The sequence below is a fragment of the Streptomyces sp. CB02009 genome (assembly GCF_001905825.1).
Taxonomy (GTDB): Bacteria; Actinomycetota; Actinomycetes; order Streptomycetales; family Streptomycetaceae; genus Streptomyces.
Genome location: NZ_LIVV01000001.1, coordinates 985,987 through 1,003,840, shown reverse-complemented (window position 1 = coordinate 1,003,840; position 17,854 = coordinate 985,987). Strand labels below are relative to the sequence as shown.

At 73.6% G+C, this 17,854-nt stretch carries 6 protein-coding genes; 2 read left to right on the top strand and 4 right to left on the bottom strand.

What is annotated here, in order from left to right; genetic code table 11:
• Positions 1-36: 36 nt before the first annotated feature.
• Together AMK27_RS04430 and AMK27_RS04425 are read left to right on the top strand one after the other, a co-directional pair.
• Entirely contained in the window at positions 37-13,236 is a 13,200-nt protein-coding gene (locus AMK27_RS04430) for a hybrid non-ribosomal peptide synthetase/type I polyketide synthase (RefSeq protein WP_073902676.1), read from the top strand.
• A 67-nt stretch (positions 13,237-13,303) separates the two neighbouring features.
• The gene (locus AMK27_RS04425) at positions 13,304-13,969 is read left to right on the top strand and encodes a hypothetical protein (RefSeq protein ID WP_073902675.1); all 666 of its coding nucleotides are present in this window, start codon (positions 13,304-13,306) and stop codon (positions 13,967-13,969) included.
• 160 nt (positions 13,970-14,129) lie between these two features.
• Here AMK27_RS04425 and AMK27_RS04420 read toward each other — a convergent pair whose 3' ends face one another.
• The 4 genes from AMK27_RS04420 to AMK27_RS04405 form a co-directional block, all read right to left on the bottom strand.
• Complete coding sequence (locus tag AMK27_RS04420) at positions 14,130-15,092, bottom strand: SCO0930 family lipoprotein (RefSeq protein ID WP_073902674.1); 963 nt, start codon at positions 15,090-15,092, stop codon at positions 14,130-14,132.
• Between the two features lie 158 nt (positions 15,093-15,250).
• The gene (locus AMK27_RS04415) at positions 15,251-15,979 is read right to left on the bottom strand and encodes a zf-HC2 domain-containing protein (protein WP_073902673.1); all 729 of its coding nucleotides are present in this window, start codon (positions 15,977-15,979) and stop codon (positions 15,251-15,253) included.
• Positions 15,976-16,554 carry a sigma-70 family RNA polymerase sigma factor gene (locus AMK27_RS04410; RefSeq protein ID WP_073902672.1) on the bottom strand — a complete coding sequence of 193 codons (579 nt, stop codon included), beginning with the start codon at positions 16,552-16,554 and terminating at the stop codon, positions 15,976-15,978. The genes AMK27_RS04415 and AMK27_RS04410 overlap by 4 nt, the downstream gene beginning before the upstream one ends.
• Positions 16,555-16,663: 109 nt before the next feature.
• The gene (locus AMK27_RS04405) at positions 16,664-17,677 is read right to left on the bottom strand and encodes a DUF1996 domain-containing protein (protein ID WP_073902671.1); all 1,014 of its coding nucleotides are present in this window, start codon (positions 17,675-17,677) and stop codon (positions 16,664-16,666) included.
• Positions 17,678-17,854: the final 177 nt, after the last annotated feature.

Here is a 17,854-nt window from a genome sequence, read left to right as displayed (position 1 = left end):
GAGGGCTCACCTCGGGCAGATGCACGGGGGGCGTTGATGCGGGGATACGGCGAGACAGTGCTGTGGGACGTGCTGGCCGGTGCGGCCGAGGCCGCGCCCGACGAAGGCATCGTCCACGTCGACGGCGACGGCACGGAGAGGACCGTCAGCCATCGCGCCCTGATCGCCGATGCCCTGCGCGTCGCCGGAGGGTTCCTCGACGCCAGGCTCGCGCCGGGAAGCCATGTGGTGCTGCCCGCCGAGCGGAGCGAGGAGTTCCTGCCGCTCTTCTGGGGCGCCGTCGCCGCCGGGCTCGTCCCAGTACCGCTCGCCCCCGACGTACGGCGCGTGCGGCCCGTGTGGGAGTTCCTCGACGAGCCGCCGGTCGCCGTCGGCGCCTCGGCCCTGCCGGTGCTCGATGCCCTGCCCGGCTCCGTACGCTCCCTGACACTCGAAGAGCTCCGCGAGCACCCCGCTCCGCTGGCGCTGCCCGAGCGGGTGCCCGGCGACGTGGCGTTTCTGCAGTTCTCCTCCGGCAGCACAGGAGCGCCGAAGGGGGTCGAACTGACGCACGCGGCCGTTCTCGCCAATCTGGCGCAGATCCGCGCCGCAGCAGGCATCCGTTCCGCGGATGTGCTCGCCACCTGGATGCCGTACTTCCACGACATGGGGCTCATCGGCACCCACCTCGTGCCGATGTCGGCACGCATCAGGCAAGTGCGGATCGAACCGCTGACGTTCGCCAAGCGGCCCCTGCGGTGGCTGGAGGCCGCCTCCCGGCATCGGGCGACGCTGCTCTCGGCCGCCAACTTCGCCCTGGCCCTCGTCGAGCGACGCGTCCCGGCGGACGCACTCGCGCGTCTCGACCTGACGTGTGTACGGATGATGCTGGTCGGCGCCGAGCCGATCTCGCCGGCCGTCTGGCGGGCCTTCGTCGGGCGGATGCGACCGACCGGACTCCCCGCGTACGCGCCCACTCCCGTGTACGGCCTCGCGGAGTCCACCCTTGCCGTCACGTTCCCGCCGCCCGGGGAGGTCGCCCGGCCGCTCGCCCTCGACAGGGCCGCGCTCGGTCGCGGGCGCGCCGTGGACACCGCGCCCGGACCGGACGCGGTGGAACTGATGGACGTGGGCAGCCCCGTGCACGGGTGCGCCGTACGGATCACCGACGACGCGGGGCACCCCGTCGAGGAGCGCCGGGTCGGCCACATCGAGGTCAGCGGTCCGCAGGTGGCCCGCGGCTACCACGGCGCCGTGGAGGCCACGGCGGAGGCGTTTCGCGGTGCGTGGCTGCGTACGGGGGACCTGGGGTTCCTGCGCGAGGGGCGGCTCTGTGTGACCGGCCGGTCCAAGGACGTCGTCTTCGTCGACGGGCACACGCTGCACGCGTCGGACCTGGAGGAGGTCGCGGCGAACACGCCGGGCCTCGCTCTGTGCCCGATCGCGGTCGTGGGCTCGACCGACCTCCCGGACGCTGAAGGCAGCGAGGGCAGCGAGGGCAGCGACGGGAACAGCAGCGGTGGCGAGCGGGTGGTCGTCTTCCTCGCGCCCGCTCCTCCCCTGTCCTCCGTGACCGCCGAGCTCCTGCACGCGGTCCGCGACCGGGTCCGCGCGGCCCTGGGGCACGACGACGTACGGGTCGTGGCGCTGCCCGTACGCGGGTTCCCGCGTACGACGAGCGGGAAGGTGCGTCGCGGGGTGCTCCGTGAGCGCTTCGAGAGGGGCGAGTACCCGGAGATCGCGGGGCGGGCGTCCGTGGGGGTCTCGGGGATCGGAGCCCTGACGACGGACGTGACGGCCGGCGTGGCGGCGGACATGGCGGGCGATGTGACGGCCGACGCGACAGCGGACGTGACGGCCGAAGCGGTGGCGGACATGGCAGCCGACATGGCGGCCAACGCGACAGCCGACATGGCGGCGGACGTGACGGAGCTGGCCGAGGTCCGGCAGCCGTCGTCCGACACTCTGCCTCGGCAGCGGAGTGGGGGCCGGTCGGAGGAGTTGGTTCATGAGCGGTCGGCCGTACGGGGTGGCAATCGCACGGTGGACGGGGTGGGGGCGCGTCGGGAGCTTGGAGTGGATGCTTCCCGTATCGCCGAAGGTCCGTCCGCAGCGCTCCCGCCGGCCGCCGCGCCGCTGTCCCGGCCCGACATCGAGGCCGTCGTGCTCGGTCTCTGGGCGCGGGCGCTCGGGCTGCCGGGCAGTGCCATCGGGCTGGACGACGACTTCCGGGCGCTCGGAGGCTCGTCGCTCAAGGCCATGGAGGTGCTGGCCGGGCTCGAGGACGCGTTCGGTGTCGTGCTGCGCCCGTCCGACGTACGTGACCACACGACGGTGGCCGCCCTCGCCGGGCTCATTCTCGCCGGTGGCAGCGACGACGCAGGACCCGGAGCTGGTGCGGGTGCGAGTACGGGTGCGTCCCAGCCGCACAGGTCGGTTGCCGGGGGCCGCCCGTCTTCGTACGCCACTCCGGAGGGGTCGGCTCGGACTGCTCCTGACGAGGCGGCAGAGGCCGCTCCGCACGACTCGGCTTCGGCCGACAAGCCGTTGATCGCCGTCTCGGGGCTCGCCTGTCGCCTCCCCGGGGCCGATACCCCCGAGGCGTTCTGGGACCGGCTCCTCGACGGCTACGACGCCGTCACCCCCGTACCCCAGGGGCGATGGGTCGATCCGGCCGACGGCCACGCCCGGTGGGGTGCGTTCCTCGACGAACCCGACGGTTTCGACGCCGGTTTCTTCGGGATCGGGGACGAGGAGGCGCGGGCGACCGACCCTCAGGCGCGGATCCTGCTGGAACTCTCCCACGAGGCCCTGGAGCGGGCCGGCTACGCCGGGCCTCGCAGGCGCGGGCGGCGGGTGGGGGTGTTCGTCGCCTCAGGTGACAGCGGCTACCGGCGCGTTCTTGAACAGAGCCATGAAGAAGGCGAGTTGCCCGCCGCCGCCCTCACCGGGAACCTTCCCAACATGCTCGCCGCGCGCGTCGCGCACTGCCTCGACCTGACCGGGCCCGCACTCGCCGTCGACACCGCCTGTTCCTCGGCCCTCGTCGCGCTCCATCTGGCGCGCCGCAGCCTTCAGGCCGGTGAGTGCGACATCGCCGTCGTCGGCGGCGTGCATCTCAACCTCACGCCGGCCGGGTACGCGCTCCTGGAGAAGGCGGGGGCGCTCTCCCCGACCGGACGTTGCCACGCGTTCGGTGCGGCGGCCGACGGGTTCGTCCCCGGGGAGGGCGGCGCCGCGCTCGTTCTGACCCGGCTCGACGAGGCGCAGGAGGCCGGTGATCCCGTCCTCGCGGTGCTTCGCGGCACCGCCGTGAACAACGACGGGCGCTCGCTCAGCCTGATGGCGCCCAACCCCCTGACCCAGCGCGAGGTCATCACGCAGGCCTACCGCGACGCGGGCATTGGCCCCGACAGCGTGTCGTACGTGGAGGCGCACGGCACCGGCACGCCCCTCGGCGACCCCGTCGAGCTCCGCTCGCTCGCCCACGCCTTTCCCGCGCTTCCCGACGGACGACTCCGGCTGCTCGGCTCGGTCAAGACGAACGTCGGTCATCTGCTCAACGCCGCCGGGATGCCGAGCCTGGTGAAGGTGGTCCTCGCGCTCGGCCAGCGGCGCCTGCCGCCGTCTCCGCTCCGGAGCACAGCAGCGACAGCAGCGACAGCAGCGACAGCGACCGAACATTCCCCCTCGCCCGACCTGGCCGGTTCCGGATTCGCCCTCGTGGACGCCGCACGCGACTGGGAGGCGCCCGGTCCGCTCGTCGCGGGGATCAACGCCTTCGGCTTCGGTGGCACCAACGCCCATGCCGTACTGGAGGAACCGCCTGCCCCGCGTCGGCCGGAGAGCGTGCCTTCGCACGGGCCCCGGCTGCTCACCCTGTCGGCCCACGGGCAGGACGGGCTGCGTGCCGCCGCCGCCGGACTCGCCGCCTGTCTTCGTGACCGTCGCCGTCTCGACGAGGGGGACGTCTGCGCCGCCGTCGCCGCCGCCCGTGACGAGGGACCCGATCGCCTCTCCCTCGTCGCCGACGGCGATCTCGCCACGCAGCTGGAGGCCGTGCTCGACGGCGTGACGCCGACCAGTCCCCCCGTACGGTCACGGGCTCGCCTCGTCCTCCTGCTTCCCGGTCAGGGCGTACGGCCGCAGGGTCAGGCCCGAGCCCTGTACGCCGACGCGCCGGCCTTCCGCGCCACACTGGACGAGGCCTCCGGCCACGTCGGGCCGATCGGAGGACGCAGTCTCGCCGCCTGGTGCCTCGATGAGGACACCGCGTCGCCCGACGCGCTCGCCCGTACCGAGATCGCCCAGCCGCTCCTCGTCGCGTACGGCGTCGCGCTCGCCCGTCAGGTGCGGGCCTGGGGCATCACGCCGGACGCCGTCGCAGGGCACAGCGTCGGCGAGATCGCCGCCGCGTGTGTCGCCGGGACGCTCTCGCTCGCCGACGCCGTACGCTTCGCCGCCGAACGGGGCCGCCTGATGGCCGAACTGTGCGCCCCCGGCGCCATGGCGGCCGTGCGCTGCGGTGAGGACGCGGTCGCCGACCTGCTGGCCCGGGCGCAGGGCGAGCTGAGCGTCGCCGCCGTCAACGGTCCCGACCAGGTCGTCCTCGCGGGGACCGAGACCGCCGTCGAGCGCGCGATCGCCGCCCTGTCCGCCCGGGGCGTCGTCGCCCGTCGGCTCGGTGTCTCCCGCGCCTTCCACTCGCCCCTGATGGATCCGGCCCTCGACGCGCTCACCGAAGCCGCGCGGACTCTCGTACTCCGGACGTTGACGGAGCGGACCATGTCGCTCAGGTCGACACCGCTCATCAGCACCGTCACCGCCGGCTGGCAGCCCGTCCTGGAGCCGGACTACCTTCGTGCCCATGCCCGGCAGCCGGTGCGTTTCGGTGCTGCGGTGGAGCGGCTGCTCGGTGACGGGTACGACACGTTCGTCGAGCTCGGCGCCGGCGCACTCGGCGGCTCCGTGCGCGCCGTCGCGGGCGCGCACCCGCGCGGAGGCCGGGCGGTCGCCCTCTCCGCCGGGCACCAGGGCGGTGCACGTGGGCTCCTCGCGACCGTCGGCCGGCTCTGGGAGCGGGGTGTGCCGCTGGACCGCAGCGGCCTGGATGCCGGCCGGGCCCGGATCTCCGACGTACCCACGTATCCCTTCCAGCGGCGCCGCTACTGGCCGGCCGCCGCTCCCCTGCCCCGGCCGCCCGTCTCGCTGCCTCAGGCTCCGCACCAGAGCTCCGACCCATCCGCGGCTCCTGCTCCGGCGCAGCCCCAGGCCCGCTCGACGCCGCTGGTGCACCGCGTCGGGTGGGAGGACGCTCCGTCGGCCGTCGGACCCGGGCCTCGTTCCGTACTTCTGGCAGGGCCGGATTCGCCGCTCTCCTGTGCGTTCGCGGACCGGCTCGTGAGCCGGGGTGTCACGGTCCGGCGGGCAGCCAGCGACACGTTCGTCGGCGACGGCGCGGTTCCCGAGGGGGCGCCGACCCCCGAGGTGGTCGTCCTGCTCGCAGGTCCCGCCGTGGAGCCGGAATCCGCCGACGCACTCGACGCGGCTCAGCTCGCCATGGCGACCGGGCTTCAGAACCTCCTTCCGGAACTCGCGCTCCACCGCCCGCGCGTACTCGTCGTGACCGAGGACGTCCATGTCACCGGTGTCGGACCCGAGCGTCCACGCCCGGCGCAGGCGGTCCTGACCGGGCTGACGCTGGCGCTGCCTGCGGAGTTCCCCGGTGTGGTCGCCCACAGCGTCGACCTGTCGTCCCTCGACGGGACGGACGCGCAGCTCGACGCACTCGACCACGAGCTCGCCGCTCGGCCCCTGGCGCAGGCGCAGGCGGACGGCGGTGCGGGGCTTCGGCCGGCGCACGCCGTCGCCTGGCGGGCGGGGCGACGCCTCGGCCGGACGACCGAGGCGGTCACCACGGAGCCCGGCATGCGACGTGGCCCCGACGGGGCGGCCCTGCCGCCCCACGGCACGTATCTGATCACCGGTGGGGCGGGCGGGGTCGGCGCCGCGCTGGCCCGCGATCTCGCGGGGCGGGGCCGACCGACCCTGCTGCTGACCGGTCGCTCGGCCGAGCCTCCCACCGGGCTGCTCGCCGAACTCCGCTCGCTCGGCGCCACCGTGGACTACCGCGCCGCCGATGTCTCCCGCGCGGCCGACATCGACACGCTGCTCGCCGGTCTGCCGCGCCTCGACGTGCTGATCCATGCGGCCGGGGTCGTACGGCCCGGGACTCTGCGAGCCAAGACCCCCGACGAGCTGGCCGACGTCCTGGCCGCCAAGACGCGGGGCACCGAACTGCTCGCCCGTGGGGTCGCCAGGCACGACCTGCGCCCCGCCCTGTGCGTGGCGTTCTCCTCGGTCGCCTCGGTCCTGCCAGGCCTGGCGGGTGCGATCGGCGACTACGCCGCGGCCAACGCCTATCTCGACGCCTTCGCCGCCGCCGAACGCGCGGCCGGTCGGGCGTGGTTGGCGGTCAACTTCGCAGCGTTCGCCGATACGGGACTCGTCTCCGGTACGAGTTCCGCGCGCGGGCCCGTTCCGCTGGCGACCGGAGAGGCACTGGACGCCCTGCGTACGGCCTGCGGCCTCGACGCCGCCCAGATCGTCGTCGCCGACCTCGGCCGGAGGGCGGCCCCCGCGCCTCGTACCTCCGCCGGCTTTGGCGTACCTCCGCTCCTCTCCGCCGCCCCGACGACCGCCTCGCGCACGGACCAGGCTGCGACCACCCCATCCGGCAGTGTGTCGGACGTCCTGCGGCGGCTGCTGTCGGAGGCGCTCCATGTCTCCCCCGACGCCCTCGGCGACGACGACCCGCTCCTCGGGCTCGGGCTCGACTCGCTCATGGCCGTCGACCTCGTCAAGCGGCTGGAGCAGGAGCTGGACCGCTCCCTGCCCATCACGCTGTTCTTCGAGCACCACACGCTGGGCGAGCTGGCCCGCGAACTCGGTCGTGAGCCCGGTGAGCCGGGTGCGCCCAGTACGCCCGGTGAGCCCGAAGCAGAACTCGATAGCGGAACCGACCAGGCTCCCGCAGGAGGACCCTTCTCCCTGACGCCGGTCCAGCTCGCCTTCCACACCCAGGGCGGGCTGTACCCCGACGTACCCGCCTACGGGTACGTCAGCCAGGACATCCGCGGACCCCTGGACCCCGACCTCCTCGGTGAGGCGCTCGGTCTGCTCGCCGACCGTCACTCGATGCTTCGCATCCGTCTCCTTCCCGGGGATTCGGCGCCCGCGCAGGCCGTGGCACCGTCCGCGTCGCACGGCACCCCGAGGATGCACGCCCCCGACTGGTACGAGGTCCGCGCACTGCCCGGTGTCCGTCCTCCGGAGGAGGAGTTCGCGGCGCTCGAAGAGGCCCTGTGCAACCGCCCGTTCGACCTCACGGCGGAGGCTCCCGTCCGCGCCGTGCTCGCCACCGCCGGCGCGAGCAGCGCAGGCGATGCGAACGGTGCCGGCGGGCATGCCGCCGAGCGGTTCGCCCGGCTCGTGCTCGTCGTCCACCACGCAGCCGCCGACGGCTTCAGCCTGAACATCCTCGGCGAGGAGCTCTGGACCCTCTACACCGCCCTGTCGCTGGGGCGCACCCCGGAACTCCCGCCGTTGGCCCTCGACTTCGCCGCCTACGTCGCCCACGAGCAGTCCGAGCGTTCGGACTCGGCCCTCGCCGAGGACCGGTCGTACTGGCGTGAGGTACTCGGCGGGCGGGGCGAGCCGCTCGCGCTCCCGTACGACGGTGATCCGCTGGGTCTGCCCGAACCCCCGCTCCTCGCCCACCAGATGGCCCCCGGCCCCCACCTGACGGCCGCGCTCCGTGAGACGGCCGCCACCCATGGCGTCTCCCTGTTCCACCTGCTCCTCGCGGTGTACGCGCGCTGCCTCTCGCGGTGGAGCGGCGGACGGGAGGACGTGACCGTGAACGTCGCCAGGGCTCGCCGTGAGGCGCGCCTGGCCGGCATCGACCGGCTGGTGGGACCCCTGGCCGACACCCTCCCGGTTCCCGCCCGCGTCGGACCTGACGACTCCGTGCACGCGCTCGCGGTACGGCTCCGCGACGCGTGGCCCGAGAGTGAAAGGCACAGCCGGCTCACGAGCCTGGACCTCGCCCGACTCCTTCCGGCGGACGGTGCAGGGCCTCGTACCACCGCGCCCGCGTCCTTCAGCTTCGCGCGGTTCCCGGTCGCCCTCGACCCCGACTGCCCGGTGGAGGTACGTCCGGCCTCGGCCGGAACGGCCTCCGCCGCCACCCGGCTCAGCCTGCTGTGCTGGGAGTCCGACGGCGAGCTGGCCTTCTCGTGGAACTTCCCGGCGCGGCTCTTCGACCGGTCCACGGTCGCGCGCCTCGCGGCCGAGCACGTGGCCGAACTCCACGAGGCGGCCGGGCTCGCCGCACCGCCGGCCGGGACGGGCGAGAAGGGCAGGACGGACAGGTCGGACGGGGCGGATGTGACGGACGCGCGTGACGCGACCGGCGAATTCGCTGCGAACGCGACCGAGTTCGCCGGCTCCGTACCTGACACCGCATCCCCGGCCGGGCGCGACATCGTCGCGCGCCTGCGCGCCCAGTTCCGGGCGACACCCGACGCCGTCGCCGTCGACACGGACGGCTCCCTCCTCACCTACGCCGAGCTGGACCGGGCTTCGGGCGCCCTCGCCGCCCGGCTGCGCGACAGCGGAGTGGTCCCGGGCGACCTGGTGGGTCTTCTGACCGAACCGGGTGCCGACGCCGTCATCGGAGTGGTCGGCATCCTGCGGGCCGGTGCGGGCTGGGTCCCTCTGGACGCCGCCCATCCGCCCGTACGCCTGGCCGATCAGCTGCACCGGTCCCGCACCGGGGTGCTCGTCTGCCATGCCGCGACCAAGGACTCGGCTGCCGCGCTCGCCTCATCGGCGAGCATCACCCTGGTCGCGGCCGATGCGCCCTGCCTCGGGCCGCACGCCTCACCTCTCCGGCCGCACGCCTCCTCCGTCGGTTCTCACACCCCCTCCCCGGCGGACGAGTCCCCCGCGCCCGGTCCCGACTCCCTCGCCTACGTCATCTTCACCTCCGGTTCCACCGGGCGCCCCAAGGCCGTCCCCATCACCCGCCGTTCGATGACGAACTACCTCGACTGGGCGCTCGCCGCCTTCGGTTACGGCGCAGGCGACCGGCTCGCCCAGACGGCGTCGCTGTGCTTCGACGCGTCCGTGCGCCAGCTCCTCGCGCCCCTGCTCGTGGGGGCCACGGTCGTCACCCTCCCCCGGCAGCTCCTCCGGGACCCCGAGGCTCTGCTCGACCGGGTCGAGCAGAGCCGGATATCGGTGTGGAGTTCGGTGCCCAGCCTGTGGTCCCGGCTGCTCGAAGCGGCCGAGACGCGCGTCCGGGCGGGCGGGCTCTCGCCCGATCTCTCGGCCCTGCGCTGGATCCACGTCGGCGGCGAGGCGCTTCCGCCCGCTCATGTGCGCCGCTGGTACGACCTGTTCGGACCCGGGCACCGGATCGCCAACCTCTACGGGCCCACCGAGTCCACCATCAACGCCACCTTCCACATCATCGACACCCGCCCCGCCGACGACGTGCGGACCCTCCCCATCGGGACCCCCCTCACCGGCACGGAGGTCGACGTCGTCTCGGACGACGGCGGACGGCGCTGCGCACCGGGTGAGCCCGGTGAGCTGCTCATCGCGGGCGTGGGACTCACCCCCGGCTATCTCCACGCCCCGGAGCTGACCGCCGCCGCGTTCGTCGAACGCGACGGGCGCCGCTGGTACCGCAGCGGCGACCGTGTCCGGCGCGGCGAGGACGGAGTCCTCGAGTTCCTCGGGCGCCTCGACGACCAGGTGAAGATCCGTGGTCACCGTGTCGAACTCGGCGAGATCGAGTCGGCGCTCCTCACCCACCCCGCAGTCGCCCGCGCAGCGGTCGTCCACCGTGAGGAACGGCTCAGCGCCTTCGTGCAGTGCCTGCCGGGCGTTGAGGCTCCGGATTCCACGGCCGTGCGCGCCCACCTGGCGCGGACGCTTCCGGAGTACATGCTCCCGGCCCGCATCCACCTCGTCGAGGAACTCCCCTTGACGGGGACCGGCAAGATCGACCGTGCCGTTCTGAAGCCCCCGGGAACCGAACCGGAGCTGCCCGGGCGGGGGGCATCGGGATCGCTTCCCTCGACCTCGACCGAGGTCCTGCTGTCCCGTGTCTGGTCCGAGTTCCTCGACGCGGACGCGGACGCGATCCGCCGTGAGGACGACTTCTTCGCCCTCGGCGGCGACTCCCTGCTCATCCTCCAGGTGTTCGCCCGGCTGCGGGAGACGATCCCGGCCCTGCCCCGTCCCACGGTGGTGTACAGCCACCGGACGCTGGCCGCGCTGGCCGCCGCCATCGACCGTGGCCCGACGGACGAACCGTCGCCGGCCGCGTCACAGCCGCCGTCACCGTCACAGCCGACAGCCTCGGCACAGCCGGCGTCTCCGTCACCGTCCCAGCCGGCGGCCTCGGCACCGGCCCTGTCCCCCTCCCCCTTCCCGCTCTCCCCCTCGCAGCGCGGGTTCCTGCTCGCGGAGGCGATGGCGCCCGGCTCACCGACGGCATGGCTCGCCTGTCTGCGGGTCGACGGGCCCCTGCGACCCGACGCGTTCCAGCAGGCCGTCGACGCCTGCGTCGTACGTCATCCGATGCTGCGGACCGTGTTCCCCGCGGGCGTACGGCCGCCCGTCCAGCAGGAACTCCCGCCCACCCTCCGGCTTCCGGTCGACTTCGAGACCCTCGACGCACCGGACCTCCTCGCCGCGCGGATCGCCGAGGAGTGGCAACGGCGCTTCGAGTCCTGGGCCTGGCCGCTGCTGCGGCTGCGGCTGCTCACCCTGGGGCCCGACGAACACGCGCTCGTCGTCCATGCCCACCATCTGATCGGCGACGGCTACAGCGTGGCGCTGCTCGGCCGGGAGCTGCTTGCCGTCTACGACCGTGTCGTACGAGGTGAGGGCGCGGAACTCCCGCCGCTGCGGGGCGCGTTCCGCGACCACGTCGAACTGCGGGACCACCGGTCCGCGTCCGTCGGCGGCGGCTCGTGTCGAGTCTCCGCCCGCGACGACGAGCCCTACCGTCGTCCGGTCCTCGGACGCCCTGCCGGGGACCGGATCTCCGTCAGGGAACCGGAGGCGCCTGCGTACCGTTCGACCGGATTCACCCTGGCCGCCGACCAGGTCGCGGCGCTGCGCCGGATCGCCGCCGACGCGGGGACGACGCTCTTCGCCCCGGTCCTCACCGCCTACTACCGGACGCTGGCGGCCACGACCGGGCAGGAGGATCTGATCCTCGGTCTCGCCGTGTCCGGTCGTGACGACGCCCATCCGGACGCCCACCTGGTGTTCGGTCCTTACGCCGCGGCAGTTCCGCTCCGGCCCGGCCGCCGGTCAGGCCTCCGATCCGACCGCCGCACCTTCGCCGACGACCTCCGGGCGGTCGTGAAGGAGGTCGAGGCGGCCCGCTCCGAGGACGTCCAGCCCCCTCGGGGCGACGGCGGGCTTCCGCCGACGGCGCAGTTCTTCTTCACCTACCTGGACTTCTCGGCCCTCGGGCCGATGAGCGGCGAGACACTGAGCGTGCGCTGGGACGACGCCGACGCCGAACTCGCGCCTCCGCCGGTCGGGACGGACACGTTCCTGGCGGTGCGGCCGGTCGGCGAGGGGGAGCTGCGGGTGACGCTGCGCGCGGCCACCGCGGCGTTCCCCCAGGAGGCGGCCTTCGCCGCGTTCACCGAGACCCTGCGGAACGCACTGATCGAGAGCGCGCTCGGAACGGGCGGAAGGGAGCCACGCCGCTCCGTCGGGGCTTCCCAGGTCGGGGCTTCCTCGGTCGGGGCTTCCTCCGTCGGGGCTTCCTCCCCCGGTGTCCTGGACTCCGCGCTCATCGGGTACCTCCCGCCGCCGGAGCTGCTTGCCGCGCCGACGGCGGTCGGCGGGCACAGCCGTCCGGGCCGCACCGGCACACAGGCGACCGCCGACGCGGCAGCGTCGCGCGAACAGCTCCGGGAGCTGCTCTTCCCGGGCGGGCGCCCACGGCTCCTGGAGGAGATCGACACACCACTGGGACGCTCGGGATTCGTGTGCCTGCCGCTGTTCGCGGACGAGCTCGCGTCGACGCCCGACCTCGCCGCCCGGACCGCCCGGGCCGTCGAGCTGGCGGCGGCGTCGGGCGCCCGCTCCGTCTCGCTCGCGGGGATGATCCCGTCCCTGACCGCGTACGGCTTCGGCGTCCTGCGGGAGACGGAGGCTCCGACGGCGCTGACGACCGGGCATGCGGCGACCGCGGTTTCCGTGGTCAAGACCGTCCATGCCGCGCTGGTCCGGACGGGCCTCGGACCCGTCGGTCGCCGGGGCCTCGGCGAGCCCGGCCGGTTCAGTGAGCTCGGTGACCTCCCCGGACTCGCCGACCTCTCCGTTGCCGTGGTAGGCCTGGGTTCCATCGGCAGTTCGTCGCTCGAACTGCTCCTGACCCTCGCGTCCGAGCCGCCCGCACGGCTGCTCCTGTGCGATGTCCCCGGCAGTGCGGAACGGCTGCGCACACTGGCGGACGGCCTGATCGCCCGCGGTCTGGCCCGGAACGTGGAGGTCCACGAGTCCGGCCGGTCCGCCCTCCCTGCGGCGGTCTACGAGGCTGATCTCCTCGTCACGGCCGTGAGCGGCGGCGGCACGCTCCTCGACGTGTCGCGCCTCCGGCCGGGCACGATCGTCGTCGACGACTCCTTCCCGCACTGCTTCGACACGACGAAGGCACTGGCCCGGATGCGGGATCGGCGCGACGTCCTGATCGTCGGCGGTGGTCTGCTCACGGTCGGCGCGGCAGGATCCGGTGGATCCGCGGGCGTCGGTGGATCCGCGGGCGCCGATGGGTTCGTCGATGTCGGTGGATCCGTCGGTGTCGGTGGGTCCGCAGGCATCAGTGGATCCGTGGAGCGCCGTACGGCTCCGGGGCTGCCGCCCGCCGTGGCAGCGGGGTACGCCGCGCGCTCCTGGCTCCCCGACACCATCGCCTCCTGTCGCCTTGAGTCGCTGCTGCACGCCGTCGACCCCGAGCTCCCCCTGGTGCACGGCCTGGTGGACGCGCGGCTCGCGCTGGCCTACTGGCGAGGGGTGGAAGCGGCGGGAGTCACGGCGGGCCCGCTGCATCTCCTGGGGCACGCGGTCGCCGCGCAGGACGACGACCTCGCCGGCTTCCCCGGGGTGTCACCTGCCGGATCCACGCACCCGACCTCAGAGGTGGCTCAAGTCCCTTGATCGGCAGAGGCCTTGCCGTGCAGGATCGATCACACCATCTGACCAGTGGTTTCCGGGGGAGAAGAACATGAGGATCAAAGAGACTGCTCTGTCCGCGTGCCTCGTCGGCGCGGTGCTGGCGGGCACGGCTGCCTGCACGTCGGACGGCGACGCGCCGCCCGTGAAGGCCGCGGCCGTACCCACGGCTGCGGCCGGCACGTCCTGCAAGGGCGGCACCTACGCGTGGTTCAACGTGGACAAGCGGGACGTGCTGACCGGTGTCGCCGAGAGGGAGAAGGTCAGCAAGAAGGGAGCCAGGCTCACCCACAGGCTGGCGTTGCTTCACACACCGCGTACCGCCGTCACCTTCGAGAAGGGATCGCCGGCAGGCGACGCGAGGGCCGCCCTCCGCTCGCTGGCCGTCCTCGTCGGAGACGCGACGGCCGATGAGCACGGTATGGACCCCGAGTTCAGCAATGTCCGCAGGTCCGCGCCGGACATCAACAACGGCAGCACCAGCATCGACGGAGTCGGAACCGTCGTGCACTACGCCTGGGTGGAACAGGTCACCGCCGACTTCCGGTACACCTGCGGGAGCGGCAAGCCGGTGGCGGGCCGGGCGACCGGCTGGGTCATCGACGGCTCGGGCATCCTGGAGTGCTCCGTACCGTTGAAGGACGCGAAGGAGGAGGAACCGGCCGTGGCTGCCGCCCGCCTTTCCTGCGCTCCTGACGCACCGGCGACAAAGGTCTGAGCGACGAAGACACTGGCCACGAAGGCCCTGGCCACGACCACGGCGGGTATGCCGGGAGCGCGGGTACGTCCCACGGCCCCCGGGCGAGGGGGCGTAGGGCGTGCCCGCCCCCGGGACGCCGGAAGCGGGTCGGGTGAGTGGGACGTCGGTAACGGGAGGGCTACTTGGCCAGCTTGCCGTTCGCCGTGACGGCGAACCACGTGCCCCCGACGCCCTGGCCGTTGGTGTCGCCGGGCGTCTTGTCGCCCGTGAACCAGTAGAGGGGCCAGCAGTCGATCGTGAGCTGCTTCGTGCCGTCCGAGCGGGTGTAGGGGATGAGCTTCTTCGGGTCGATGCCCTCGACGTCGTCGAGGTCGACCAGCTTGGCGGGCCGCCACTTCTCGAGGCAGGCGCCCTCGCAGCGGGACTTCATGGGCCAGGCGGTGTCCTTGGTGAAGCGGTAGAGGGTGCGGCCCTTGCCGTCGCGGATGATCTTGCCGAGCTTCGCGTCGTCGGTGAGCGAGAGGGCCGGGAGCGGACCGGCCTCCTCCTTGGCGCCCTCCTTCACGCCCGCCTTCCCGCCGTCCGGAGTGACGGCAAACCAGGTGCCGCCCACGCCCTGGCCGTTCGTCTGGCCCGGCGCGGTGTCCTTGGCGAAGCGGTACACCGGCCAGCCGGCGATCGTCAGCTGCTCGGTGCCGTCGGCGCGCTTGACCGAGCCGGTCCTGGCGGCGTCGACGCCACCGGGCTCGGTGGCGGAGGCGGGGACCGGGGGCCAGGTCTTCGCGCAGTCGCCGGCGCAGGCGGACGAGGAGGGGTCGGCGGTGTCCTTGTCGAAGCGGTAGAGGGTGAAGCCCGCGGCGTCGGCCACGAGCGGGCCCAGCTCGGCGTCGTCGCGGACGGCCAGCGGGCCGGACGCGGTCCCGGCGGCTGCGGAGCCCTTGCCAGCGCCGTTGCCGTTGCCGTACGCGTCGGTGGCGCCGTTGCCGCCGTTGCCGCCGCTGCCGTCGGCGGCGGGGGCGGCCGTCTGCGCCGCGGGCTGCTGCGGGGAGCCGTTCGTGGTGCCCTGCGGCCCGCAGGCCGTCACCCCGAGCACGAGCGCGGTTCCGGCTGCGGCGAGGGTGAGCTTGCGCAGGTTCCTCATGAGAACTCCTCATATCCGGTGGTTCGTTGGTCTCTGTCTGCACCGGAGACACGAGGGCCGTACGGGGCCGGTTCAACGGATCAGGAGATTTTCCTTCCGGGGTCTCTCGCACGAGAGCGCCGGCCGGGGGTTGCCCCCGACCGGCGCTCTCGCTCCGGTTACACCGGCACGGTCACGAAGGTCCTTCCCTCCTCGTTCTCGACCACGACCGCCCGCACGTCGGCCGGGTCGACGGCCGCCGAGCCGTCGAGCGAGGCTCCCTTGCCCTCGGCGCCGCCCGGGGCCTTGCCCACGACCCAGCTCCCCGCCGTGGTCCTGCTGCCGTCGCGGCCGACCACGACGAGCTTGCAGCGCTCCCCCGGGGGCAGTCCGGTCACCGCCGCGTGGACGCGGACCCAGGCAGCCGCCGGGGTCACCCGTACGGTCATCCGGGCGCCGCTGGTGGCGTCCGTGGCCGAGGCCACCCGGGTGCCCGGCGGCGGGGTGGCGGGGGCCGTCGTGGAGGTCGGCGGCGGGGTCGGCGGCAGGGCGATCGGGTCACCGGCGCCCGAAGTGGCCGTACCGGCCCAGAAGACGCCGGCGAGCGCTGCCGCCGCCGCGAGGCCGATCAGCCCGCCGCGGCGGTTCCGCGCGCGCGTGCTCTCGCCGCGCATCTGCCGCAGGGTGCGCTGGAGGAGCAGGTCACCGCCCTGGGGCGGGCCGTCGAGGAAGGCCTCCGACGGCACTTCGCCGAGCGCCGCTTCCATCTCACGCAATGCGGACACCTCCTCCCGGCATGCCGCGCAGTCGTTCACGTGCGCTTCCAGGCGCCGGGTGTCGGCTGCGTCGAGTACGCCGAGCACGTACGGACCGAGGAGTTCCTCCTCCTCGTGCTGCTGCCGGTTCATGCGACCACCTCCCTGAGTCCGGCGGGCTGCTGCGGCGCGCTCGGCCGGTTTCCTTCTCTGAACGTCTCGCGCAGCGCCTTCAGCGCGTAGTGCGAGCGGGATTTCACGGTGCCGGCCGGGATGCCGAGGGTGTCGGCGACCTCCGCGACGCTGCGTTCGCGGTAGTACAGCTCGGTGAGCACCGCGCGGTGCTCGGGTGACAGCCGGTCGAGGGCGCCCAGGACGGTCATCGTGTCGACGACCGCGTCGGCGTGGTCCTCCTCGACGGCGGGTGCGGCAGGGGATTCGGCGACCTCGGCGGGGCGGGCGGCCTTGGCCCGGTAGCGGTCCGTGATGATGTTCCGGGCGACCGTGAGGAGCCACCCGCGGACCGAGCCCTTTCCGTTGACGAGGGCCTCGGAGTGGCGCCAGGCGCGGATGAGGGTCTCCTGTACGACGTCCTCCGCGGTGGCCCGGTCGCCGGTCAGTCGGGTGGCGTACGCGAGGAGCGCGTTGCCGTGTTCCTCGTACACCGCCCTGATCAGTGCTTCGTCGGTCGCTCCCCGCCTGCTGCGGGGCCATCGTGGTCCGGCCATCCCATCCACTCCGTCTGCGGTGCCAGCATCGTCGGCGCCGTCCGCGCCGTGCCCCACACGTGGCCACGGGCGGCCTGGTTCATGTGATGTGGGTCACCTTGATGTGCTGTCAGCAGTGGCGGCCGGTGTTGAGGCAGGTGACGAGCTTCGCCATCCGGTCGTCCGTCATGACGTTGACGAACATCGCGTGGTCGGTCTTCGGGCTGTGGCGCTGCTCGGGGAAGGAGTCCAGGGCGAGCGGCGCGTCGGCGGGGGGTGCGTCGTAGGCCAGGGTGATGCGCAGTTCGGGGACGGCGAAGGTGTCCCGGGGGCAGACGCCGTTGGCGGCGGGGAAGAGCAGGTGGGTGCGTGCGGGGTCGGCGGTGTCGAGGCCGTTCCAGCAGCTGGGGAAGACCAGGGTGCGGGTGAGGCGGTCACCCGCGGGGCAGCGCGGGTAGCGGGTGGTCGAGCGGTCGGGGAGGCTCGCGCAGCCCCATCGCGCCTTCACGCCCTCGTCGTTGCGGGCGGTGAACGCGACGGCGTCGCCGGTGAGGGCGCGCAGGAAGCGCGGCATGGGGACGACCCGGCCCGTCGGGTTGCCGTGGAACGTCAGGCGTACGTCGGCGGGCGTGAGGATCCGTCCCGCGTTGCCGTGGCCGGCCGCCTTCTCGTACGGCCGGGTCGCGGGGAGGTCGGGGCGGCGGAGGACGGGCCAGTAGTAGGTGGAGCGGTCGCCGCCGCGGCAGGTGGTGGGGGCGGCGGCGAGGCTCTCGTCGGTGGAGAGCGCGTCGGTGGAGAGGTTGCCGACGTAGGCGTGGGTGTGGTGGGCGCCGTGGCGGAGTCCGGGCGAGATCACCAGGTTGTCCTGGTTGTAGTGGCCCTCCTCGTTGCGGCCGCAGTCGACGGTGAACGAGCCCGTCGAGGCGTCGGGGCCGCGGCGCGGCGCCTGTTGCCGGGTCGGCGGCACGTCGCGGATGTCGAGGAAGTCGCCGGGCGCGGGCGTTCCGTACGCGGCTCCGGGCGTCGCGCCGGTCCCCGCCCCGCGCGCCCCTCCGCCTTCGGACGCTCCCAGGACGGCAGCGGTCAGGGCTCCCCCCAGGAGCACGCAGAGCAGCGGTACGAGCGGTCGGTGTTCTCTCCCCATGGCGGTCACCGTCGCCGCTGCACACGGTCGACGTCAACCGGCGTCCGGGCGCCGGGCGCGCCCCCGCGGGCATGATGGCCGAACGTGACCGTTCGGCGAAGGAGTTGGCCAGGGCATGTGTGCGAGATGGAGGCGGTGCGGAGAGCTGTTTAAGAAACCTTGTTGAATAAGCCTTTA